Below are 22,361 nucleotides of genomic sequence, written 5' to 3'. Positions count from 1 at the left end.
GAGCCATTGTCTTGATACAGCGTTTACTGATAATTCTTTGTTGCTTGCCATCAGTGGCGTTGGCTTCGATGCCGCAAAAACTCGAAACACTTATGGATCTGTTCAACTACGAACAGGCCATAGAGACCTATGATATTCACGTTATCCAGTCGCAATTTCCGACGCACCTAATCTCCCCAGAATCGCTATTGCCACAAACGTCTAATTATCCGCTTAAAGATCTTCAAAAATTATACAGTCTTGCGCAAAAGTGTACGGGGCGATTGCCAATGAGCCCTTTAACAACAGAAGCCTTGGTGTTCACAAGAGCTCTATGTAGTGGGACTGATTTGCCGGAGCGTTGGTTTGCACGTTCAGGGTTGATCCATCCGGGAGGGGGAAGTTATGCCGCGAGGTATGTGGTGTCCCATCCTGAATTAGCTGAAGATTTACAAGATTACATGCACGTTTCAGAACGAGCGCTTGCGGACTCGGGTCTACTTGGCCGCTTACAATTGATGACCGAAGAGGGCATTCGGGCATTGCTGGCCGGATCGAGAATGATCATGCAGGGCGAGCACATTTGGATACGAAAAGGCGAACGCTATTTCATTTTTCCTCAAGCAAGTTTGGACAGTCACGCAAAAACCGTCGGCCTTAATTATAATCTGTTGGCCAAGGACAATAATTGTTTAATTTCGCGCGGTAACTTGTGTTGGTTTACGGTTGATGACTCAAACTACTTTAAGCGTATCGTTATTATACTGGTGGTGATTAACATCATCTCGTTTGTAGGTTGGGGTGTATATCGTTGGAACTCCAAACGAGACGAAATGCGTTCTCGGATGTTAGTCCTGCAGATATTAACGCACGAACTGCGTACCCCGATTGCCAGTTTATCCATGACGGTAGAAGGTTTTAGGAGAGAGTTCGAGGAATTACCGGAGTCTGTTTACGACGAGTTTCGACGCCTTTGTGAAGATTCGAGACGTCTGCGGCAACTCGCTGAAGCCAGTAAAGACTATTTACAGTCAGATAATCAACCTTTAGCTGTTGAATGGTTGCCTTCACTCAAAGAGTGGATGGATTATAAAGTTGAAGAATATGAGGTTCCAGTTACGCTGTCACTAAATGAAGACCGGTCAGTTAGAATTAATATCTATTGGCTTGGTACCTGTATTGATAACTTGATCAGCAACGCCATAAAATATGGTGAGGCGCCAGTCGAAATAAGAATGACGGCAGATAACAATCGCCTTAGGGTTGAAGTTATCGATGGCGGGAATCTTAGTAAGAAAGATTGGAAAAAATTGAAACAACCCTTTGTAAGTAAATCTGGCTTAGGGTTGGGCTTAACTATAGTAAATGCTATGGTGAACAGAATGGGAGGGACAATGAAACTGATTGGTCCTCCGACAAATTTTATAGTGGAGATCCCGTGTGAAACAGACGTTGCTTCTTGTTGAAGATGATAAGAATTTAGCTGATGGACTGCTTGTTAGCCTAGAGCAGGCTGGATATGAGTGTTTGCACGCAGAGTGCATTGCCGATGTTGCGGCGCTATGGGCAAAAGCCGACATCGTCATTTTGGATAGACAATTGCCAGATGGCGACTCAGTTGAACATCTACCGAGTTGGAAACAGCTTAAATCGATTCCTGTTATTTTGCTGACTGCTCTGGTCACTGTAAAAGATAAAGTGACTGGCTTGGATGCAGGTGCGGATGATTACCTAACGAAACCTTTTGCTGAAGCCGAGTTGTTTGCCCGAATTAGAGCTGCTTTGCGACTTAGCTATGACGATTATCAACAAGAAGATAGTCGTGTTCTGGTTCACGACCTAGTGATCGATAAACAAACGCGTGAAGTTGAGTTTAAAGGCGATCAAGTTTCGTTAACTCGCACAGAATTTGATCTTTTGCTGTTCTTGGCAACCAATCTTGGACGTGTGTTTACCCGAGACGAGTTGTTGGATCATGTCTGGGGATATAATCATTTCCCAACCACAAGAACGGTCGATACACACGTTTTGCAGCTTCGACAAAAACTACCAGGAATAGAAATTGAAACACTGCGCGGTGTTGGTTACAAGATGAAGAGCTAATGAAACGTTGGACTGTTCTTGCTGCAACTTTGTTAGCCACTCTTCCTGTTGCTAGTCAGGCAAATTGGTTTAGTAATAGCAGTGCGTTAACATTGGCGCACCAAGCGTTGTTGGAAGATGACTTGGGTGCAATGTTTGATGCGTTGATCACTAGCTGGCAGCAAGAGCCTCTTGATGCTAACTATCGCCAACACGTCAATGATCTTTTAGAAACGTCATTGCAGGTTGATTGCGGGAAATCCATTTCTTCTCGTTCTTATCCAGAATGGATCCGCACTGTGAAAGTCACTCAAAGCTCGCTCGAAAGGCCGGGCAGGGTGAGTTACTCTCTCGATCTTGATATTGAAAGCGACGTTACCATTACCGACGCTCAGATTATTGATTGGCCAGAAAATGCTATTTCAAAAGAAACCAAACAGAATCTTATTCTCGACAGTGAAAGCGGTGCGTACCGATTTAATAAAAACTTTATCCTCAACCAACGCCTAAAGCCCGGACTCTATCGTTTAAACTTAACCACCGAAAGTGAGCAAAAGTGGTCAGATTGGTTGATCATTTATGATGAACTTCGTGATCATGAAGTACGGTGGAGCTCTAAAGAAACGTGGAAGGTCGTTAAAAATGAGTTGCTTAACACACACTGTCCAATTCCTATTCAACAAGTCAAATTGCTCGACTATGTAGATGGAGAATATGAGACCGTGTATGACAAGTCATACGAAGGTAATTACTCCGAAAATATTAAGTCTCTACAAACGTCTGCAGACCGTTACGTGTTACAAGTGTCAATCTCTCATTTTCGTTATCAGGGTTTGATTCGATACGTCGATCAACAAATATTGAGTAAAACCGTAGATTTCGCCGACGAATAGTAAAAAGAGCTAAAGAATCCTGTCCATAGGCCGTAATAACAGATATCGATAGAAAGGATATCCAAATTACCATGCAGTGGAATAGTAACACGACTTTTAAACTCTCCTTGGTGACACTGTCACTTGCCACCACATCTGTATTTGCGAACAATTATGCCGTTGACGGAAGAGGAAACGGTATGGGTGGGACAGGTGTGGTGACTGCGTCCTATTTAACCGCTCCCTTTTACAATCCAGCTCTCGGGACTATTTATCGTCAAAATGACGATGTTGGTATGATATTACCAGGTGTCGGTATCGGTTATGTTAATCAGGATGGTTTGATGGACGACATCGAAAACTTGATGGACGTAATGGATCAACCGATTGTCGATCCCGATGAGGTTAATAGTGCGCTCAATGCGCTGTCTGGTGATCAAGTTCGTACTGAAATTGGTGCAATCGCCGCCTTTGCCATTCCTAATCCTATTGTATCGACCAATGTATTCACTAAAATCTACAACGATACGTATGCGACCCCTCTCGTGCCAGATGGTAGCGATCCAATAGATAGAGCAGAGAGCTCTGCTGTACATGCAGTGTCTGTTGGTATATTTGAGTTTGGGGTTAACTTTGCCAAATACGCCAATGTATTGGGTCATCATATGTCATTTGGTATCGCGCCGAAATTTCAACAGATTTACACCTATGTAGACAGCTCTTCACTTGAATCGTTTGAGATCTTAGAAATGGGTGGCGAGATGACCAGCGAATCTGGGCTTAACTTAGATGCTGGTGCATTATGGTTTTATGGGCCGCTAAGATTAGGCATTGCGGGTAAAAATCTGTTAAGTAAAAGCGTCGATACGGCAAGTTACACAGAAACCATTGGGAGCGAAACCTACAATGTAGGATATCGCTATGATTTGACACCGGTGTATACCGTTGGTGCGGGTTATGTTGATGACTACATGAGTTTTAGCGTGGATTACGACATTAACAGTGATAAACGTTTTAACGCCTTTGACGACGACGTAAAAATGTTGAGGGTAGGGGCTGAGTTCGATCTTGCGCGTCAGGCCCAAATAAGGGTTGGCTATAAAACTAATCGTCTTAGTGACGAGGAAGTTTATACAGCAGGTTTAGGCATTTCCCCGTTTGGTCTTTTTCATTTAGACGCGGCGATAAATTATAAGTCGATGGATAACCTAGGGCTCTATGCCAACTTTTTAGTCTATTATTAGACTTAAGAACTATGTTTTGTTGAAGCCGCTCACTAGAGCGGTTTTTTTTGGTCTCTAGAACACTATAACTCGTGGACTTTGCACAAATTCAGTGAGCTTTTACTGTAAGTTTGCGTGAGCTATAAATGAAATTATCTAGTTAAGTATTTGATATATAGTGTTTTAATTATAGTGAAAACGCCTTAATGGACACGAGTTTGTAAGTGCTTACTAATTACTGTGTAGCAAACTTACAAATCCGAAATATTCGCAGCATATTATGCTGTTAGATCTAAAAAAAGTGACAAAGCAACAATGCAAGCAATTCTCAGATATAAGACGTTGCTGAATTAGCAATCTCGTGACTAACGCTTTTGACTTAACTGCACAACAATTAGAAGGCGCGGATGCATTAGCTATCGCTCATTTACAAAGGGTAGAAGTTAGATATTTATAGAAACGTTAGGAGCACAACACGATGTATAGAAACGCACTAATGGTCCTCATTACATCGCTGCTTATTGCTTGTGGCGGAGGAAGTGATGGATCGCCAAAAGGGTCAACTAGCTCCAATGTTTCGACCGCTGACGAACTAAGGCAACTGTATTATGATCCTAGTAATGGGTTATTGGTTATTGTGGACAGTGCAAGTACCAGTAAGTTTTTTTTAGCCTCTTTAGCGTTACTAGAAGAGGATAGAGCGGAGTATGTTGTGGGGATGAATGGTGTCTATGACGACAATCAATTAGACCTGTACCAATATTACTATAGAGAACAGACCGCCACAGACCTCATTATTTCAACCGTTGAAGAAGCAAATCAGATATCAGCAACAGCGACTGAATCAACAATTGACTTGAATGACGTTAATGGAGAACGTGTGTATTCACTTGACGCACTTGTTGAGACACTCAATATAGGCACACTGACAGACCTCTTAGCGGGATTGCCCATAGTTGATTGTCAATCCGGCGTATGCAGAACACTGAATATGAGTGTCGATCCAGACACTTTAGTGTTTCATTACCAAGAAGTTGAAGCACCTGAAAGTGACCTAAGCGACACTGTTACAGTGTGTGAAATCTCTGGGCAAATGCTTAAGGTCACCGAACAATACTATAAATCTCCAAATAATGGGTACGTTAATCAGTGTGGTTCAGGTAATGAATATACTAACGTTGAAATCCAGATGGCATTTGTACCTGCAGGAACTGATAGAGTTGCAATTGTACTGACGTACGTAGATTTGAGTGACCCTAGCAATCGACTTCATTACGCTCGCTGGTTTTATTAGAACCCACAGCGCGTATTTCGACAGTATTAAGCGAACATAGTAACACAACTAAGGCGCGCATAATCTATCTTATGTTAAATTCAATTGATTAATAGAGAGGCAGCCCTTGCTGCCTCTTTGTCGCTTATAAGGATTATCCGCCCGCTAACTTTACGGTCATCCCTTTCTTTTCCAGATGCGTTTTAATCTGTTCACGCTTGTCACCTTGAATCTCGATTACGCCATCTTTTACCGAACCACCACAACCGCACACTTTCTTAAGCTCGGCAGCGATTAATTTAAGCTGTACGTCGTCCAAGTCTATCCCTGTCACTAAACAGACACCTTTGCCTTTACGTCCTTTGGTTTGACGTTGAATACGTACGATACCGTCACCCTGAGGTCGAGACGGCTTTTCTTTTTCTGGTGTAATTCGACCAGACTCTGTTGAATATACTAAAGACACACAATTCTCCTAACGAGCAAACTTCGCATGATTTGCATCGATAAACTGTTGGATTTTAACCTTACCACCTTTTAGCAGTTTACCGTGGAACATACAATACCATTCGCCTGGAGCACCAGTGTCGTTGTTGAGTAAGTAACCGTTGTACTGCTCTTTGGTGCCCGCTTTTGTCTCTGAAGTTTTGGCTAGTGAAGCAAAATTCTTAGGATCTACCAATTGCGCAGTTTGCTGCCACCAATCAATGCTTTTACACAGAGCTTGTAGAGGCCCTTTAATGGTTTGCTTCTTAATGCTGACTTCCCATATCTCTGGCGAAGATTGCGCCAACTTTAGGGTAAGTCCCTTATAGACTCGTTTTGTCATAACTGTATAGTTTGTCGTATAGTATGCTTGTATTTTAAATGCTATGTTGATTTAATCAACATGCCATTCCATTACATACCGCTAAATGGACGCTCAATGCGCAAAAAGATTGTACCGATCACGGATTTAGACCTGAAAAACCAACTTATCCTAAAGTTTTCGACTGCAATTGAGTTGAGTGACTTTCATCAGATTACTACAAATCAGTATTCTCATAACTCTGCGTTATCAATGGTCAACGATTGGAATGACTTTATTGCATTTTGTATAAGCAAACGAGTCGCTGCTCTTCCCACTTCATCCACTGCGTTGCGTCTGTATATTGAGCGACAAACGCAAAGTAAACGTTATTCCACGATCAAACGAAATGTTATCAGCATTTCAGTTGTGCACCGTTTTTTGGGGTTTTCGGATCCTAGTCGACATCAACAAGTGCAGTTGCTCATGAGGAGTTTGCGCTTGTCAAAAGAGTCTAGGCCTCACTCTGCAACTGCGCTTACGCACGATCACATTAATCAGCTGGAAGCGACTTGGAATATTGAACAACCAAAAGCGTTAAGAGACGTAGCCATTATTAGAACGATGTTTGAATGTGCGCTAAAACGTGGCCAGTTGTGCGCTTTAACCGTTGGTGACGTGAAGAATAACGGGCAAGATACTATGAGTTACAGTGTCACTATAGGCAATGAGGTTTATTTGCTTAGCGAATCTACCAGCACCATTATCCATCGTTGGTTTGAGTTATCTGGTGTTGTTGACGGACCGGTATTTAGGAGTGTTGATCGCCATGGAAATATTGGTATCGAGCCTCTTGATGTGTCTTCAGTTTACCGTGTATTTAGATTGGCATCTCAAGCGCTTGGTTTGCAAATCCATTTAAGCGGCCAATCTCCTCGTGCTGGAGCAGCTAAAGAGCTGTCGGCACAAGGTAAGAGTTTAAAAGAAATACAGCAGTTTGGTCGGTGGCTAAGTCCCGCGATGCCTGCACATTATATTGGAAATCAACATATTGCAGACAATGCGAGACTGACTTTTAAGTCAATGAAGCCTTGGTTGACGTAACTCTTATACTATATAAAGGCTATTTGGTCGTACTTTTTACCGCAGAGACGATAGCGCTATTCAAAAACTCCGGAAAAGAGTCGCCATTGGCTTCTAGCATTTTAGGGAACATCGATATTGGGGTCATCCCCGGGAAGGTATTTACTTCGTTTAGGTAGACGTCGCCTTCTTCAGTCAGAAAAAAGTCCACTCTCGAAAGATCTTTCAATTTCATTTGCTTAAACACAGTACGAGTGTAGCTTTGCATGAGCTGAACTTGTTGTTCCGTTATGTCTTGGGCGCGGATATCGGTGGTGGAATGGCTATCTGCACTGTACTTCTCATCATAGCTATAAAAGGTGTCCGAAGGCGCTTTTACTTCTCCAGGAAAAGAGACTTTTAGTTCCCCATCAAGTTCGTAAGCAGCAAGCTCTATTTCTCTAGGCTTAATCATCTTCTCGATAAGCACTTGATCTGAATAGCCAAAAGCTTGCTCTATAGCGTGTTCGATGTCACTTCCTTTGGTGACAGGGTAACAACCTACAGATGATCCTTGGCACGCCGCTTTAACAAATAGTCCGCCCCACTTAGAAAAGGCTTCATGTGCTTTAGCGACATTGTCTTGGTTTAGTTCACTAATGAATAAATACGGTGTATTAGCAACGCCCAACGCGTCATACCAAAGCTTGGACGAAATCTTGTTAAAGCTTAATGTACTTGCTTGTGGTCCGCATCCAAGGTAAGGGATCTTTGCCAACTCAAGCAGTGATTGAATATCACCGGTTTCCCCAGGATAGCCATGAATACATGGAATAACATAGTCTACGTGTTTACGTAGTGTATCGGTAACTAACTCTTGGCTGTGAATATCAAGGTAACATTCACTGTTCCCATTGATAATCCAACCCGATTGCGTGATCTCTACCATCGATACATGGACGTTGGGCAGTGTATCCAAGTTACTTTTGATAAAGTTGGCAGAAATTTGTGAAATTTCATGCTCAGATGAACCACCACCGAAAATAAGTAGCGTGTGAATCGAGTCTAGTTGTTGCGTTGATTGCTGTTGCATCGCTTAGTTAGCCTAACTTGCTGCATTCCATTGTAATTCGCCCATTGTGCCAAAACGATCTGTTAGGATAAAGGCTCTATCGTTCAAGCGCCTGTCAATTGACCAATTTTAGCGGGTTGATTACTTAATTTGAACGATGTCAGGCGAATCTGAGTTGATGATTCGTTTCACGTTACGTATGTAAGGCGCACTAATGCCCATTTGTGCCGAAACTTCTGCAGCGCCTTTTTGTGCTAACAAGAAGGTATCATATTGACCAACGAGAACGGCATACATACGCTTACCATTAACGTTCTTAGTGTGTTTCCAAACGGGCTTAATGGTTGGAATGGTCTCTACATAATTGTTGAAGCGTTTTTGGCTGTCAAAGGCGGCGACTTGAATGGTGTAACCGACGAACTTGGCATTCAACTCAGAATCTTGAGCCTCTTTTGTCGCAACTTGCTCGGCAACAACAGGCTCTGGCTCGACAGCTGCAACTTGTTCAGGTTCCGGTTCAGTATTTATTGCTTCAGTGACCTCTGGCTCTTTGGGCGCTTCTGCTAGGGTAACCTCTTCAACATCTGACATGACTGGCGAAGTAACAACTTCCCTATCATACTCTTCTTGGTAAGAGTCCACTTTTACATCAGTTACGATCTGCCCAGTTGAACAGGCGGTCAACGTCAATAAAGCGGCTGTAGAAAAAATCTGTTTCATATTCAGTACACGTCAAAAATGAGATTTTCAAATGATGCCGCTCTGGCGTCATATTATCAAGAACTTACCGCAACATTTTTAACACTAAACGTGAACTTTTACGCAAAGTTGTGCGCTAATATTGTTTAGCATGGATAAATACCCCTGATTTGGTTAAGGAAGATCTTTTTATGTCCGATTTGAACGCCCTGTTTTCCCCCTCTTCTATCGCTGTGGTTGGAGCAACTGAACGACGTCAATCCGCGGGCAATATTGTTTTTCGCAACTTGATCAACTCCGGTTACAGCGGGATCATTCTTCCTATTAATACCAAAAGGCGATCCGTGTGCGGCGTACTAGCCTATTCCTCGATTGATAAAGCCCCTATCGTTCCAGAATTGGCGATTTTATGTACACAATCGAAACACAACCCTGCTCTCATTGAAGAGTTGGGCTCCGCGGGTGTTAAAGCCGTTATCATTGTCGATAGCCAAACTTCGCAAGAGTCTCTAGAAATAGAGTCAGAATTGCTCGAAAGTGCCAAACGTTACGGCATGCGAATTTTAGGGCCTAACAGTTTGGGTTTAATCTTACCTTGGAAGAATCTCAACTTATCTCTATCTCCTATTAGTGCACAGCAAGGTAGCCTAGCCTTTGTATCGCAATCAGCAGCGATATGTTCAACAGTATTAGATTGGGCTAAAGATAAGCAAATTGGCTTCTCTGCGTTCGTCTCCGTGGGTCGAGGTATTGATATCGATTTTGCTGATTTGCTCGATACGCTTGCACTCGATAGCAAAACCAGAGCGATCTTGGTGTATGTAGATTCTATTGTGGATGCAAGAAAGTTTATGTCTGCAGCGCGCGCAGCGTCGCGAAATCGACGAGTGCTGGTTGTGAAAGGTGGTCGAAGTCCAGAAGGAGCGCTTGCTGCAAGTCGTCACAGTGGTCTTCCAAATACTACCATGGATGTGGTGTTTGACTCTGCAATAAAGCGCTCTGGTATGCTGCGTGTTCATAATACTCACGAACTATTTGCAGCGGTAGAAACATTGACTCACTCGGTTCCTCTTCGGGGCGAACGTTTGACCATTGTTACCAACGGTGGTGGACCGGCCATAATGGCGGTTGACTCTCTCTCGGACCGAGGGGGAAAGTTAGCTGATCTATCTGTCGAACTTCAACAGCGGCTATTGTCGCTTAATGTGACAGAAGCGAGTAATCCAATTGATTTAGGGGGCGATGCGACTGCTAAGCGCTATGTAGATACACTCACCGCGCTAATGGACAGTGAAGAAACCGATGCCATTTTGGTGATGCACTCCCCAACTGCGGTCGTCGATCCTTTAGATATGGCGACGCAAGTACTCGATGTGGTCAAGGCTCACCCGAAACGAAAAAGGTATAACATACTGACCAATTGGACCGGAGAGTCTTCGACGGTTGGCGCGCGTAAAAAGATCAATGCGGAAGGTATACCAACGTATCGTACACCAGAGAGCGCAGCTGTCGCGTTCATGCACCTTGTAGAGTATCGCCGCAACCAGCGTCAACTCATGCAAACCCCCAGTTCTTTAGAAGGTATCTCTGTTGAAGAGAAAGTTAAGGCTGAACAGTGGTTAAATCAGCAAATATCAAAAGGTGATACCCACCTAGGGCCGCATACCGCAGCAGAATTATTTACCCATTATGGTTTCGATGTATTGCCTACCTGGCATGTCAAAGACGCTTTACAAGCTTCGGAAAAAGCTAGTGAAGTCGGCTTTCCCATCGCGCTAAAAATCCAGTCTAAACAATTGTCTAGAAAGTCGGATGTGCATGGTGTTCAGCTTAACCTGCGCAGCCAACAAGAGGTGTACGAAGCGGCGACAACCATGTTACAGCGCATATCGATTGAGCATCCCGACGCACTTGTGGACGGATTAATCGTGCAGGCGATGGCGCCGCGCGCTGGTGCAATTGAACTAAGAGTAAGAGTATTTACGGATCCGGTGTTTGGTCCAGTGATATGCGTTGGACAAGGTGGTCGCCAATGGGATGTTGCCAGAGACGCCAGCATCGGTTTACCTCCGCTGAATCAGGCATTGGCGCGGTACTTAGTAATTGGTGCAATTCAAAATCGTCATCTTCCACAGCCCCAATTCCCTAACGCGTACGACATCGATACTCTCGCTGAGTTTTTGTCAAAACTGTCGCAGATGGTCATCGATTGCCGTGCTATCGAGCAGCTGGATATTCATCCAGTAATACTGTCAGGTAAGCAACTCACTATTGTCGACGCTGATATTCAACTGACTTTACCAGGCGATCGACCTAGAGCAAGGTTGGCAATACGCCCCTATCCCGTCGAACTTGAGCAGTCCGTTGAACTTAAAGATGGCCGCCAAATATTGTTGCGACCGATTCGCCCTGAAGATGAACCTTATCATGGCGAATTTATTGGACGAGTCTCTAAAGAAGACCTGTATAAACGATTTTTTACCGAGGTTGGCGAACTCAATCACGAAGCGTTAGCGAATTTGACTCAGATTGACTACGACCGTGAGATGGCATTTATCGCTGTCACAGCCGATGAGCATAACCCGTCTATTATCGGTGTTTCTCGGTTGCTGGCTGAGCCCGACAAAAGGAGCTCAGAGTTTGCAGTGCTGGTACAGTCAGACCTTAAAGGCGTTGGACTTGGACGTCTGCTAATGGAGAAAATCATCGATTATGGGCGTGAAAACGGCATCCAAGAAATTACAGGTATGACAATGCCGACCAATAGAGGCATGATCGGCTTATCGCAGAAACTTGGCTTTGAAGTGTCAGTCGATTTTGAAGATGGAACTGCGGATATGCGTTTAACGCTGTAACACGATTACAGCGTTTTTGGCCACATTTTAGGCATTTGTTGGGTAAGCCAGGTTTTGGCCTTGCCCATTTGATCTCTTTTCCAGAATAGACCCAATGCGACTGTTTGAGGTGGAGTATCGGAAATTGCCTGCAATACTCCACGCTCAATTAAAGGCGCAGCGACAGAGTTAGGTAAAGTGCCTATTCCAAGTCCATTACTTAACGCGTCGACTTTGGCACTGAAGTTACTAACGGTTAACCGATCCTGTTTATCGAGAATATTAATGCTTTTTGTCGGTTTAGAACGCGCGGTATCGGCAATAGCAATGATGCGGTACTTGCGCTGCGCTTCTAAGTCAAATATTCCGCTTCGCTTATGAACATAGTGATCGGCCGCTGCCACCCACACCATTTCAATCGCTCCGATAGGCAACATTTTATATTGAGGGTTATCGACGTTAATGACAGGCGTGACTAATAGATCGGCTCTGCCCTCAGAAAGGGACTCCCAACTTCCCGCAAGGATCTCTTCTTGAAACTTTAACTGAGTCGCCGATTTTTTTGCCAGTGCATCCACAAGAGGAAAAAACGTTTTCACTGGAACAATACCATCGTAAGCGATGGTTAAATCGAGCTCCCACCCATTGGCAATGGCACATGCCTCATCAACCAATTGATTGGCTGCACTGAGCAATAAACGTCCTTTTTGAAGCAAAAGAGTGCCCGCTTTGGTTAATTTGGCGCGGTGCCCTGATCGGTCATAAATGACAATATCTAACTCTTGTTCCAGTTTTTGTATTTGATAACTTAATGATGACGGGACGCGGTCGAGTTCTTCTGCTGCAGCGGTAAAGCTACCTCGTCTGTCTATCGCATCAATGATATGCAATGCTTCAAGAGTGAGTGGTGTGTTCATCCTTGCTCGCTTTAATGATCCTAATAAGTGCCTAGTGTATCTCTAAAAAAACAAAAACGCCCAGTAAATACTGGGCGTTTAGCAATTGGACTTAAAAATGTGTAAATAAAAGTTATTTGTCCGCTTTTTTTTCTTCTAATAGCATTACTACAGATGCAGTAATAAACGCTAAAATTAACGCGAGTTCCATTGGTTTCCCCTAAAATAGTGCTTTATCCAACATGTATAAAGCTAACTCGCGATTATTATACGACACAAATTAAGTGATAAACATTGATACAGGTTCAAAATTGCCAATTATTTCAATTTATTTAAGATTGTTACGCGTCACTGTAACCATTTGGGTTTTGAGACTGCCATCGCCACGTATCTTCGGTCATATCCTGCAAAGTTCGAGTTGCAGTCCACTCTAACTCTTTGGTGGCTTTTTTGGGGTCTGCCCAACATTCAGCAATATCCCCTGCCCGACGCTCAACAATGGTGTATGGCACGCTTTTACCACTTGCTTGTTCGAACGCTTTGACCATGTCCAATACACTGCTGCCGTTGCCTGTGCCGAGGTTGTAGACATGTAGTCCTGGTGTCGAGCCAACTTTATCGAGGGCACTTAAGTGACCATCAGCGAGATCCAGTACATGGATATAGTCTCGTACGCCTGTGCCGTCAGGCGTGTTGTAGTCATTACCAAATACCGATAGAGCCTCTCGCCGCCCGACTGCAACCTGTGAGATAAACGGCATTAAGTTATTTGGGATCCCATTAGGATCCTCTCCTAATAACCCGCTCTGATGACTACCCACTGGGTTAAAGTAGCGAAGCAACGTAATACTCCAATCCGGGTTTGCTTTTTGAAAATCCGTTAAACACTCTTCGACCATCAATTTACTTCGGCCGTATGGGTTGGTGGCAGAGGTTGGGAAATCTTCGGTAATCGGCACAGAAGCGGGATCGCCATAGACGGTTGCTGAAGAACTGAACACCAGTGAATGCACGTCACTTGCGCGCATGGCGTCTACCAGCACAAGGGTTCCGTTGACGTTGTTGTCGTAATACTCTAATGGCTTTTCAACGGATTCTCCGACGGCTTTAAGACCCGCAAAATGAATGACAGAATCCACCTTATGTTCCGTCATTGCCTTCACCAAAGCGTCTTTATCGCGAATGTCGCCTTTAACAAATTGTGGCGCAGTTCCCGTCACTTGTTGAATACGATCAAGAACTTTCGCATTACTGTTATAAAGATTGTCAAAAATGATTGGGGTGTGGCCAGCTTCTATCAGCTGTATGCATGTGTGGCTACCAATGTAGCCCATTCCGCCAGTAACGAGTATATTCATTGTGTCCCTATCCGTTGTAAAAGTGTCGGCAATGTCTCATCAAACCCTACACACTGGCACTCGCCAATGCTAGTGTAAATATGACTCAAAATTGATTAATTGTGCCAATTGACTAGAAAGGAATCACAATGCGATTAAATTGCGACTTAGGGGAAGGTTTTGGACAGTGGCAAACTCAGACTGATGCGTTAGCCATGCCGCATATCGACATGGCAAATATTGCCTGTGGTTTTCATGCCTCTGACCCGCTCACTATGTCGCAAACCGTTCAATTGGCAAAGACTCATTCGGTAAGTATAGGAGCACACCCGGGATACCCTGACTTAGTCGGATTTGGTCGACGCAGTATGGCGATGAAGCATGACGAACTGGTTAGCACCGTTGTGTATCAAGTTGGCGCACTTCAGGCGATAGCGCAGATCCACGGCGTGAGTGTCGACTACATAAAACCCCACGGCGCTATGTACAACGACATGATGGCCAACAGCGAGGTGTTTAATGCCGCTATACAAGCGTGTGAATTACTGTCGTTACCGCTAATGGTTTTGGCAGGACAAGCGTGCGAACGCTATATCAATACAGGTGCTAACCAGAGCGTTTCGTTGCTCAAAGAAGGTTTCTGCGATCGCCGGTACTCAAACAGTGGTGCTTTAGTGCCACGCAGTCATTCACAAGGTGTGTTAACCGACTCTAGCGACATACTCCAACAGGCTATTGAGATGTCAAAGGGGTATGTGACAACAGTCGAAGGCGATCGCCTGGCGCTGTCCATTGATTCTCTGTGTGTACATGGCGACAACTCTACGTCTGTGGCGTTAATCGCTGAAATTCGCAATCAGATCAAGGGTGAATAGCCGATGCGCCAACCTACATACCAGCAAGTGTCGGAGCACACTTGGCTGATTGAGCTTTTTGACGACATTAGTCAACAAGCCCCAATGATTATTGCTCAATTAGTTGACTATTTAGAGCGGCGCTTTAGTGGCAATATAGTCAGTCTAACGCCTTCTTATACGACGTTGCTGGTTGAATTTTATCCAGCAGCTAATCTTAGTAGCTCGCAATTGCTGACGGCCTTAGAGTCTTGGTCTGCAAATGGTGTTGGTTCATTATCGTCAATTGAAAACATCAATGCTCAAAATGTCCATAGGATACCGACATTTTACGATGCACAGGTAGCGCCAGACCTACAGTTAGTAGCAAAACAGTGTGGGTTACCCGTGGATCGTGTCATAGAACTGCATACATCGACAGACTATCTGGTGCACGCTATCGGTTTTGCCCCAGGGTTTGCCTTCGCCGCTGAGCTTAATAGCGCAATTCAGTTACCTAGACTTAGCGTACCGCGTACCGTTGTTCCCGCAGGCAGCGTAGCCATTGCGGAAAAACAGACCGCTGTGTACCCATTTTCATCCCCTGGTGGGTGGAACATTATTGGTCGAACACCCAAAAGTTTGGTCGACTACCAATGCGACCCTATTACACCTTTTAAAGTGGGCGATACGCTTCGATTTGAATCAATCACGCAACACCAATTCGAAGAGCTAGGAGGAACGCTATGAGTTGTTTAGAAGTGCTTTCTCCCGGGGTTCGTTCGCTAATTCAGGACTGTGGCAGGCCTATGCACAAATCACTCGGTATCCCTCTTGGTGGTGCATTTGATGGTTATTCGTATCGCTGGGCGAACCACTTACTGGGTAACGCTGCAAATAGACCGACGATTGAGATAGATATTGGACTGGCAAAGTTTAAAATTTTAAAGCCGGTTCGGGTAGCGATTACCGGGGCTCAGTCTCGGGTATTAGTCGACGGTGAAGTTGCTGCCAGTTGGAGTGTGTTGAGGTTATCACCTGGTCAAACGTTGTCCTTACAACCGGCAAGGCGTGGGTTGCGCAGTTATTTAGCCATAGAAAATGGATTTGATGTCACCTGTCAACTCGACAGCGCTAGTACTGATCCTTTGCTGGGTATTGGTGGCACAAGCGCTAACGGCCATCCTTTAATAAAAGGCGAAAGGTTGAGCCAACAAAATGGGCGCGCAAGTAGTCGAACTGCTGAGCAAAGCTCTACTAAGGACAAAACACCACAAAGGGTGTCGAGTCGTTTTGCCCTCAACTACTTGTTGCAAACTCACTCCGCTAGCGAGAGTGATTGTGTCAGGCTAGAGATAGTCCCCTGTTACCAAGTGGACAAGTTTAGTGAGGCCACGCTCAAGGCATTTACCGAGCAGGAATTTGAAGTATCTAAAGACAGTAATCGCATGGGCATTCGTCTATTGGGTACTTGCCTCTATGACAATTACTCAACGGCGACGCAAATCGTTTCGGAAGGTGTTGTCCCAGGAGCGGTTCAAATAATGCCAAATGGGTTGCCAACGATATTGGGTGTAGATGCACAAACCATTGGTGGGTACCCTAAAATAGGTGTGTTACCCATGGTATCTCGCTGGACACTTGGCCAACTGGCTTCAGGGACTAAAGTGAGATTTGAATGGACAAGTTGGCAGCAATCTAAACGCCACAGTGATCAGTGGCGACGGTTTTTTCGCTATTAGTGTCATGTTGTACGCAATAAATACAAGAATGCCTGTTGAACCTAAAGGAACAACAGGCATTTTTAGTTGGCGGCCAAACGCGCTTCCTATTGGCCGTAGTACAGAGCTAATGCCTCAGGGTACCCACGACGTCTAGCCAGTCTTACTGCGTACTGTTCAATATCACTTTCTGTTAACGCTTTATTTGAGGACTCTTCTGCTGCGCTACTTCTATGGCTCGGCTCTAGTCCAGTTAGCTTTAATTGTTGCGCTATTTTAATGGCTGCAGGCAGGCAGGATGACGCTTTGACAGTCTCGATGCACGCGTAGTTTTGCTCGCCAAACCACACCGAAGTTGCCCGCAAACTCACGTCATCGCCAGGAATTTGCTGCGCACCATAGAGTGGTTTTCCGCCTAGCGAAGCCGAGTTAAACGATGGGATGTATTGCGCTATGTGGCTTATAGCGCTTTGAGTTCGTTGCGCTACGACTTCTTCACTCCACCCTATATCAATCTTATTTAACAGCGGCGTTGGTAACTTTGGTTGAGAGTCATTGTCCGAAATCACTAGCCCATTTTTAAAAAGCGTAATGTCTTCGGTCATGCCGTGGAGTTGATACACATGTTTTCCGTAAGGGGTTAATTGAGCCATCCCTTGTGGCGTGCCACGTTGGCCATGAAAAATGACTTCTGGCCACAGCAATTGATTGTCGTCCCAGTTAGCCACATAGGCTGCCTTAAACTCGACTAATCGGGTGCGTTTAATGTTAGCAAGATTATCGAGAGAGCCAGAGCGGAAACCACAAGCATTGATCAAATAGTCAACCTGTAACTGCTGTGTTTGGCCTTGCGAATGTATCGACACAGCCCAAGGTTTTGCTTGGTGTGGATTAAATTCGATGTTGGTGACTTTACTGGACAGCTGGAGCTGACATTTAGACTCTAGGCTCAAGGAAAGCTCTGCTTGTGCAGAGAGGCGGAAAACACTCCATCCATATTCTTGTACGGTAACGACTGGGTAGCGTAATGTGTCTAGATCAACTTGTTGAGCGAATGGGATCAGCCACTGTTCTATTGTTGTTGGATGAGCTGGTTGTTGCTGCTCTTTCAACGCCAGTAACTGTTGCTTGGTAAACACCTTGAAGTAGTCGTCGGGCTCACCTAGCACTTTGTTAGACGGATCAAGGTCGATTAACTGCTTATAGTGCTGTTGCACTTGTAGCAATCTCGGGAACAACGATTGAGGATCATGCTGATCGTGATTCGGTGTTGCGATGACCGTTGGTCGGCGATTAATGGTGTGTGGATACAATTTGACTGACTCTATGGAGTCTTTTAGCAACTCAATACACTGTTCATCGCTTATCTCTCGGTAAAGATTACCTCCAGCATGAAGGTGGCAAATGGGGGGCCCACTTACCAAGCTATCGTTCTTTTCAACTAACACCACGTTATATCCCTGTTCAGACAGGTGTAATGCCGTGGTCGCTCCAGCAACACCGCCACCAATAATCCCAACTATTGGTGTTGGGTTTGACTGTGCTGACAGCGAATTAATTTGAGTTTGGTTAGCGTTCATTATCTAGTAACTGGCTTCGCATTATTATGACTAAAAAAGTGTGTCATCGGGCTATAACAAAAACGTAATTAACGTGAAATTTTTCTAAGAAAAAACTTGACCGCATTTTTCCAAATTGGCCATTGCATTGCAATGTGAATAAGCATTTTGCAGCAGGCCAGAGTATAACAGTCTTTGCGAGCCATATCTCACTACTGAGAGAAAGGTTATCCAAAGTTTTATCCACTGATTCTGTGGATAAAGAGAGCAGTTATACAAACCGCCCTCTTTCACCTGTTTATAAGTTTTTGTCTGTAAAAGTAAAAAAGTTGTACGTAGTGTGTGGACTAAATCGATCCATTTTTCACTGGCAATAACAATTGTTTTATCAGCGTGTTAACGACGGTTGCCAGTATAACAAAGGTTAATATTGGCAGCACTACCCATAACCCAACATGCAATGTCGGTGTTAGGTCGAAGCCAAACTTCATAAGGCTTCCTACCGCTATTTCAGCACCGAAACTTGCCACTACACCAGCTATGAGAGCCATAAGCCCATATTCACACCAGATGGTATTGGCAATACGTTTTCGGCTAGCTCCCAGTGTTCTATAGAGACGAATTTCTAGCTGACGCTGAGACAAACTTAACCTTAATAAAGTGAATATCAGCAGCAATCCGGCAATCACGCCAAGGGCCGCGAGAACGGTGATCGACCAAACGATCTGCCCGAGTAACTCTTGAATTTTTTCACCCATTTTACGAACGTCCAATAGACTGACCGTTGGGTGGTTACTTGATAAATCTTTAACAAAGTCTTGATCGCTATCATCGACTCTAAAACTGACCATGTACGATGAAGATATGTCGGTCATTAGATCGGGTGTAAAAATAAAGTAGAAATTGGGCTTCATTTCTCGCCAGTCAACGATCCTAATCGAGTTGACGGTCGCTTCAATAGGTTCCGCATTGATCACAAATCGTAAGCTGTCACCAATCTTTAATCCAAGATTATCGGCTACCTCAGATTCTACAGAGACTCCGTTAGTCATCGTCCACGCACCGTCTCGCACGACATTGTAATCTGGTATACCATCGGACCATGTTAGATTAAGCTCACGTCTCACAGCGTCAGTATCGCCTTTTTCGTCGGCTACTTGTTTCGCGTCTAGGCCATTAATTTCGGCCAGACGTCCGCGAATTATTGGGAACGCTTTTGAACGATCAATACCTTGCTGATCTAGCTGGCCAATATATTGGTCGACTTCGTAGTCGGCAATGTTAATGGCAAACGCATTCGGCGCATTTGCTGGTAAGGTGCGCTGCCAATCACCAAGCAGATCGCTGCGTACCAACCAAATGATTGACAGTAGCATTAACGACAAAGCTAGCGCGCCAAATTGAAGTCCGCTTGCCCGTGACGAGCGATTTAGGCGACTGATCGCCAGCGCCATTGCAGGTCCCCATTTGGCTTTGCCAATGGCTTTAGACAATAAGACACTTATTGCTGCTAGAAGAACGAATAGTACGCCAATGGCGACTAATACAATCCATACTAAAGTGTTGCTCGCGTATACAAACAGCAGGGGTAGAATTGGAACCAAAACCAAACCCCAATGTGCTTTGTTGCCTTGTTGAGCAGCAGGTTGCAGCACATTTACAGCCGATGTGTTTACCAGGATTGTCAAAGGGATTCCCAACGCAGGTACACCAATTAACACACAGGTGATGATCGCCACAGCAACGGGAGCGATACCATAGCTAGGTAGCGGATCGGGGAGCAAATCGACCAGTGGAATACGCAGTAAAACTTCCAAGCCAAAACCAAATATCAGACCACCGACTGTACCAAGGGCGAGAAGCAGCGCAACTTGAATGGCGAGCCAACGAGTTATCCAAGCTTTGCTGGCACCAATACTTTTAAGCATTGCGATGGTTTTACGACGTCCATTTACGTAGTGCTGACACGTAAGCACTAATGTGGTGGCTGCCATTAAAATCACAATGGCAACAGTGAGAGACAGATATTGGGTTGTTCTATCAAATATTTCGTTAGTCCGGCTAGCGCTGCCTTGGTCACGCCAGCGATCGCTAGGGGTGATTTCAATGCTCTGTTTTAACGAAGAGAGTTGTTGTTCATCACCTTCATAGAAGTTGACATAACGTACGCGGCTACCAAGTTGGATCGCACCAGTTCTTTCAACATCAGAGTAGTGAATTAACACCGTTGGCATTTGTTGGAAGGGGTTGAAATTGAGTCCAGGCTCGTCAGCTATCTCGCCGCTTACTTGGAAATCTGCATCACCAATAGTGACGGTGTCACCTATAGACACATTGAGCATCGACATAATACGAGGTTCAAGCCAAAGCTGATTTGGCTGAACGCTATGGGTAGTACCTTGGCCCTGCAAAGTGAGATCGCCACGCAGTGGGTAGTTGCTTTCTACAGCTTTCACCGACACCAGCTGCATGTCGCTATCACTGAATGCCATTGTTGCGTAGTTTACTTGTTGAGACTGAATAAGACCCAACTCAACGGCACTTGCTTGTAGCGCCTCAGGGATAGGGTTAGACGAGCGGAAAGTCAGATCGGCGGTTAACGCATCTTTACCCTGCTTGACGATGACTTGCTCCATGCGCTCTGCTAACGCTGACAATGCGAACACACAGGCAATGATTAGCGCGATTGCCGCAGAGATTGGCCACAATTGCCCAGAAACAATTTCCTTCCAGCTCCACTGTGCAAGTCGCTTGTTCAATGACTGCTGTGGGGTCGAGGCGGTAGGTGAAACAGCGTGTTCCATATTAAGCCACCTCTTGTTCTGACGTGTACAAGTGCCCTGCTTGCATTCGGTAAACGGTGTCACATTGGTTGGCGAGTGTTGTGTCGTGAGTCACCATGACCAATGTCGTGCCATGTTTACGATTGAGTTCAAACAGTAAATTCACCACAGTCTCGGCAGTATGCTGGTCGAGGTTACCAGTCGGTTCATCGGCAAAGAGAACTTTTGGTTGAAGCATAAAGGCTCTAGCGAGTGCTACGCGTTGTTGCTCGCCACCGGATAACTGGCTTGGTAAATGATCAACACGATGATCCAAACCCACGCTTTTTAACAGTTGCAACGCACGTTCAGTGTCCTCTTCTTGGCCGGCTAATAAGCAAGGCAGAGTCACATTTTCAAGCGCGGTTAAGCTAGGAATGAGCAAAAAGCTTTGGAAGACAAAACCCACTGATTCGCCACGAATTTTGGCACGTTGTTCGTCATCAAGTTCTGAGATTGGGTATTCAAGTAATGAAATCTGCCCCTCACTTGGGGTGTCGAGGCCCGCCAGAAGTGTCATCAGTGTCGATTTTCCCGCACCAGATGTTCCGACGATCGCTACACTCTCTCCGCTTTTTATCTCTAAATTTACCTTTTCTAATATTGTTAATTGCTCGCTATTAGTAGAGACTGTTTTAACGATATTTTTTGCAGTTATAACGGATGTACTCATGAGTCGACTTCTTTCCTTGATGTTGTTGTTTTTTATGTCATTTGGCCTTAAGGCTCAGACGCTTTTGGTCCTAGGTGACAGCCTCAGCGCTGGGTATCAAATGTCTATCGAACAAAGTTGGCCCAGTTTACTCCCTTCTGAGCTTGCAAACCATAATCTAGAGGTAAATGTTGTTAACGGCAGTATCTCTGGAGACACAACAGGCAACGGCCTGTCTCGCCTACCTTCGTTACTAGAACAACATCAGCCTGATTATGTTCTTGTTGAACTAGGTGCTAATGATGGTTTACGTGGTTTCCCACCTAATGTGATCACAAATAATCTTAAAAATATCATAGCAATGAGTGAAGACAGTGGTGCTGAAGTCGCACTGATGCAGATTCAGGTGCCACCAAACTATGGCAAAAAGTACACGCAAGTGTTTGCCGACATCTACCCTGCACTCGCGACTGAGTACCAAGTACCACTATTACCTTTCTTTTTAGAGCAAGTGATCGTTAAGCCCGAATGGATGATGCAAGATGGACTTCACCCGAAGCCAGAAGCACAACCCTGGATTGCTCAATTTGTTGCTGAAAAACTTGCACCATACTTAACGAAATAATGGTCTAGCGCAAAACAATTTACTTTTCTTTTC

The 22,361-nt window shown here is 44.8% G+C and carries 20 protein-coding genes; 11 read left to right on the top strand and 9 right to left on the bottom strand.

Going from position 1 to position 22,361, the window contains the following annotated elements; translation table 11 throughout:
• Nucleotides 1-68: 68 nt before the first annotated feature.
• The 5 genes from vxrA (at nucleotide 69) to JQC93_RS04680 (ending at nucleotide 5,450) form a co-directional block, all read left to right on the top strand.
• Nucleotides 69-1,445, top strand: coding sequence for a sensor histidine kinase VxrA (gene vxrA, locus JQC93_RS04700; protein ID WP_205157280.1), 1,377 nt, complete (start codon nucleotides 69-71; stop codon nucleotides 1,443-1,445).
• Entirely contained in the window at nucleotides 1,420-2,082 is a 663-nt protein-coding gene (gene vxrB / locus JQC93_RS04695) for a response regulator transcription factor VxrB (protein WP_205157279.1), read from the top strand. The genes vxrA and vxrB overlap by 26 nt, the downstream gene beginning before the upstream one ends.
• Entirely contained in the window at nucleotides 2,082-2,954 is an 873-nt protein-coding gene (locus JQC93_RS04690; protein ID WP_205157278.1) for a DUF2861 family protein, read from the top strand. The genes vxrB and JQC93_RS04690 overlap by 1 nt, the downstream gene beginning before the upstream one ends.
• Before the next feature lie 71 nt (nucleotides 2,955-3,025).
• Nucleotides 3,026-4,177, top strand: coding sequence for a conjugal transfer protein TraF (gene traF / locus JQC93_RS04685; RefSeq protein WP_205157277.1), 1,152 nt, complete (start codon nucleotides 3,026-3,028; stop codon nucleotides 4,175-4,177).
• Nucleotides 4,178-4,634: 457 nt separating this feature from the next.
• Nucleotides 4,635-5,450, top strand: coding sequence for a hypothetical protein (locus JQC93_RS04680; protein ID WP_205157276.1), 816 nt, complete (start codon nucleotides 4,635-4,637; stop codon nucleotides 5,448-5,450).
• 133 nt (nucleotides 5,451-5,583) lie between these two features.
• Here JQC93_RS04680 and yciH read toward each other — a convergent pair whose 3' ends face one another.
• Together yciH and JQC93_RS04670 are read right to left on the bottom strand one after the other, a co-directional pair.
• Nucleotides 5,584-5,895 carry a stress response translation initiation inhibitor YciH gene (yciH, locus tag JQC93_RS04675; RefSeq protein ID WP_205157275.1) on the bottom strand — a complete coding sequence of 104 codons (312 nt, stop codon included), beginning with the start codon at nucleotides 5,893-5,895 and terminating at the stop codon, nucleotides 5,584-5,586.
• Nucleotides 5,896-5,904: 9 nt separating this feature from the next.
• Nucleotides 5,905-6,258, bottom strand: a complete 354-nt coding sequence (locus JQC93_RS04670; RefSeq protein ID WP_205157274.1) for a DUF3319 domain-containing protein — start codon at nucleotides 6,256-6,258, stop codon at nucleotides 5,905-5,907.
• 96 nt (nucleotides 6,259-6,354) lie between these two features.
• On the opposite strand from JQC93_RS04670, the gene JQC93_RS04665 reads away from it, so the two are divergent.
• Nucleotides 6,355-7,320: a tyrosine-type recombinase/integrase gene (locus JQC93_RS04665; protein WP_205157273.1), complete on the top strand. Its 966-nt coding sequence runs from the start codon at nucleotides 6,355-6,357 to the stop codon at nucleotides 7,318-7,320.
• A 19-nt stretch (nucleotides 7,321-7,339) separates the two neighbouring features.
• On the opposite strand, the gene JQC93_RS04660 is transcribed toward JQC93_RS04665, so the two are convergent.
• Complete coding sequence (locus tag JQC93_RS04660) at nucleotides 7,340-8,371, bottom strand: D-alanine--D-alanine ligase (RefSeq protein ID WP_205157272.1); 1,032 nt, start codon at nucleotides 8,369-8,371, stop codon at nucleotides 7,340-7,342.
• Nucleotides 8,372-8,491: 120 nt separating this feature from the next.
• Nucleotides 8,492-9,070 carry an SPOR domain-containing protein gene (locus JQC93_RS04655; protein ID WP_205157271.1) on the bottom strand — a complete coding sequence of 193 codons (579 nt, stop codon included), beginning with the start codon at nucleotides 9,068-9,070 and terminating at the stop codon, nucleotides 8,492-8,494.
• A gap of 170 nt (nucleotides 9,071-9,240) precedes the next feature.
• Between JQC93_RS04655 and JQC93_RS04650 the strand changes: the two genes are divergently transcribed.
• Nucleotides 9,241-11,904: a bifunctional acetate--CoA ligase family protein/GNAT family N-acetyltransferase gene (locus tag JQC93_RS04650; RefSeq protein ID WP_205157270.1), complete on the top strand. Its 2,664-nt coding sequence runs from the start codon at nucleotides 9,241-9,243 to the stop codon at nucleotides 11,902-11,904.
• Nucleotides 11,905-11,909: 5 nt separating this feature from the next.
• Here JQC93_RS04650 and JQC93_RS04645 read toward each other — a convergent pair whose 3' ends face one another.
• The gene (locus tag JQC93_RS04645) at nucleotides 11,910-12,800 is read right to left on the bottom strand and encodes a LysR family transcriptional regulator (protein WP_205157269.1); all 891 of its coding nucleotides are present in this window, start codon (nucleotides 12,798-12,800) and stop codon (nucleotides 11,910-11,912) included.
• A 320-nt stretch (nucleotides 12,801-13,120) separates the two neighbouring features.
• A complete protein-coding gene (galE, locus tag JQC93_RS04640) occupies nucleotides 13,121-14,137 on the bottom strand; it encodes a UDP-glucose 4-epimerase GalE (RefSeq protein WP_205157268.1) in 1,017 nt (338 codons plus the stop codon).
• A gap of 128 nt (nucleotides 14,138-14,265) precedes the next feature.
• On the opposite strand from galE, the gene JQC93_RS04635 reads away from it, so the two are divergent.
• The 3 genes from JQC93_RS04635 to JQC93_RS04625 are packed head-to-tail and all read left to right on the top strand — an operon-like array spanning nucleotide 14,266 to nucleotide 16,691.
• Nucleotides 14,266-14,991, top strand: coding sequence for a 5-oxoprolinase subunit PxpA (locus JQC93_RS04635; protein WP_236009293.1), 726 nt, complete (start codon nucleotides 14,266-14,268; stop codon nucleotides 14,989-14,991).
• Nucleotides 14,992-14,994: 3 nt separating this feature from the next.
• Nucleotides 14,995-15,699, top strand: a complete 705-nt coding sequence (pxpB, locus tag JQC93_RS04630) for a 5-oxoprolinase subunit PxpB (RefSeq protein ID WP_205157267.1) — start codon at nucleotides 14,995-14,997, stop codon at nucleotides 15,697-15,699.
• A complete protein-coding gene (locus tag JQC93_RS04625; protein ID WP_205157266.1) occupies nucleotides 15,696-16,691 on the top strand; it encodes a 5-oxoprolinase subunit C family protein in 996 nt (331 codons plus the stop codon). The genes pxpB and JQC93_RS04625 overlap by 4 nt, the downstream gene beginning before the upstream one ends.
• Before the next feature lie 86 nt (nucleotides 16,692-16,777).
• Here the strand turns inward: JQC93_RS04625 and JQC93_RS04620 are convergent, their stop codons facing one another.
• The 3 genes from JQC93_RS04620 to JQC93_RS04610 all read right to left on the bottom strand — a co-directional run bounded on the left by JQC93_RS04620 (nucleotide 16,778) and on the right by JQC93_RS04610 (nucleotide 21,724).
• Nucleotides 16,778-18,250: an FAD-dependent oxidoreductase gene (locus tag JQC93_RS04620; protein WP_205157265.1), complete on the bottom strand. Its 1,473-nt coding sequence runs from the start codon at nucleotides 18,248-18,250 to the stop codon at nucleotides 16,778-16,780.
• 326 nt (nucleotides 18,251-18,576) lie between these two features.
• Nucleotides 18,577-21,033 carry an ABC transporter permease gene (locus JQC93_RS04615; RefSeq protein WP_205157264.1) on the bottom strand — a complete coding sequence of 819 codons (2,457 nt, stop codon included), beginning with the start codon at nucleotides 21,031-21,033 and terminating at the stop codon, nucleotides 18,577-18,579.
• 1 nt (nucleotide 21,034) lies between these two features.
• Complete coding sequence (locus tag JQC93_RS04610) at nucleotides 21,035-21,724, bottom strand: ABC transporter ATP-binding protein (protein ID WP_205157263.1); 690 nt, start codon at nucleotides 21,722-21,724, stop codon at nucleotides 21,035-21,037.
• On the opposite strand from JQC93_RS04610, the gene tesA reads away from it, so the two are divergent.
• Nucleotides 21,723-22,328 carry a multifunctional acyl-CoA thioesterase I/protease I/lysophospholipase L1 gene (tesA, locus tag JQC93_RS04605; protein ID WP_205157262.1) on the top strand — a complete coding sequence of 202 codons (606 nt, stop codon included), beginning with the start codon at nucleotides 21,723-21,725 and terminating at the stop codon, nucleotides 22,326-22,328. The two genes, JQC93_RS04610 and tesA, sit on opposite strands and share 2 nt — an antisense overlap.
• Nucleotides 22,329-22,361 lie beyond the last annotated feature (33 nt).

The organism is Vibrio ulleungensis, assembly GCF_016900875.1.
In the GTDB taxonomy this organism is placed as follows: Bacteria; Pseudomonadota; Gammaproteobacteria; order Enterobacterales; family Vibrionaceae; genus Vibrio; species Vibrio ulleungensis.
The sequence above is the reverse complement of the archived record's forward strand: the minus strand, read 5'-3'. Positions and strand labels throughout refer to the sequence as shown.

Bases quoted from the DNA above. Each gene is read 5' to 3' on its own strand.
- JQC93_RS04610 (WP_205157263.1), bottom strand. From the start codon at position 21,724: ATGAGTACATCCGTTATAACTGCAAAAAATATCGTTAAAACAGTCTCT.
- vxrA (WP_205157280.1), top strand. From the start codon at position 69: ATGCCGCAAAAACTCGAAACACTTATGGATCTGTTCAACTACGAACAG.
- traF (WP_205157277.1), top strand. From the start codon at position 3,026: ATGCAGTGGAATAGTAACACGACTTTTAAACTCTCCTTGGTGACACTG.
- pxpB (WP_205157267.1), top strand. From the start codon at position 14,995: ATGCGCCAACCTACATACCAGCAAGTGTCGGAGCACACTTGGCTGATT.
- JQC93_RS04660 (WP_205157272.1), bottom strand. From the start codon at position 8,371: ATGCAACAGCAATCAACGCAACAACTAGACTCGATTCACACGCTACTT.
- JQC93_RS04680 (WP_205157276.1), top strand. From the start codon at position 4,635: ATGTATAGAAACGCACTAATGGTCCTCATTACATCGCTGCTTATTGCT.
- galE (WP_205157268.1), bottom strand. From the start codon at position 14,137: ATGAATATACTCGTTACTGGCGGAATGGGCTACATTGGTAGCCACACA.
- tesA (WP_205157262.1), top strand. From the start codon at position 21,723: ATGAGTCGACTTCTTTCCTTGATGTTGTTGTTTTTTATGTCATTTGGC.
- JQC93_RS04670 (WP_205157274.1), bottom strand. From the start codon at position 6,258: ATGACAAAACGAGTCTATAAGGGACTTACCCTAAAGTTGGCGCAATCT.
- JQC93_RS04650 (WP_205157270.1), top strand. From the start codon at position 9,241: ATGTCCGATTTGAACGCCCTGTTTTCCCCCTCTTCTATCGCTGTGGTT.
- JQC93_RS04625 (WP_205157266.1), top strand. From the start codon at position 15,696: ATGAGTTGTTTAGAAGTGCTTTCTCCCGGGGTTCGTTCGCTAATTCAG.
- JQC93_RS04615 (WP_205157264.1), bottom strand. From the start codon at position 21,033: ATGGAACACGCTGTTTCACCTACCGCCTCGACCCCACAGCAGTCATTG.
- JQC93_RS04655 (WP_205157271.1), bottom strand. From the start codon at position 9,070: ATGAAACAGATTTTTTCTACAGCCGCTTTATTGACGTTGACCGCCTGT.
- JQC93_RS04665 (WP_205157273.1), top strand. From the start codon at position 6,355: ATGCGCAAAAAGATTGTACCGATCACGGATTTAGACCTGAAAAACCAA.
- JQC93_RS04635 (WP_236009293.1), top strand. From the start codon at position 14,266: ATGCGATTAAATTGCGACTTAGGGGAAGGTTTTGGACAGTGGCAAACT.
- JQC93_RS04620 (WP_205157265.1), bottom strand. From the start codon at position 18,250: ATGAACGCTAACCAAACTCAAATTAATTCGCTGTCAGCACAGTCAAAC.
- JQC93_RS04690 (WP_205157278.1), top strand. From the start codon at position 2,082: ATGAAACGTTGGACTGTTCTTGCTGCAACTTTGTTAGCCACTCTTCCT.
- JQC93_RS04645 (WP_205157269.1), bottom strand. From the start codon at position 12,800: ATGAACACACCACTCACTCTTGAAGCATTGCATATCATTGATGCGATA.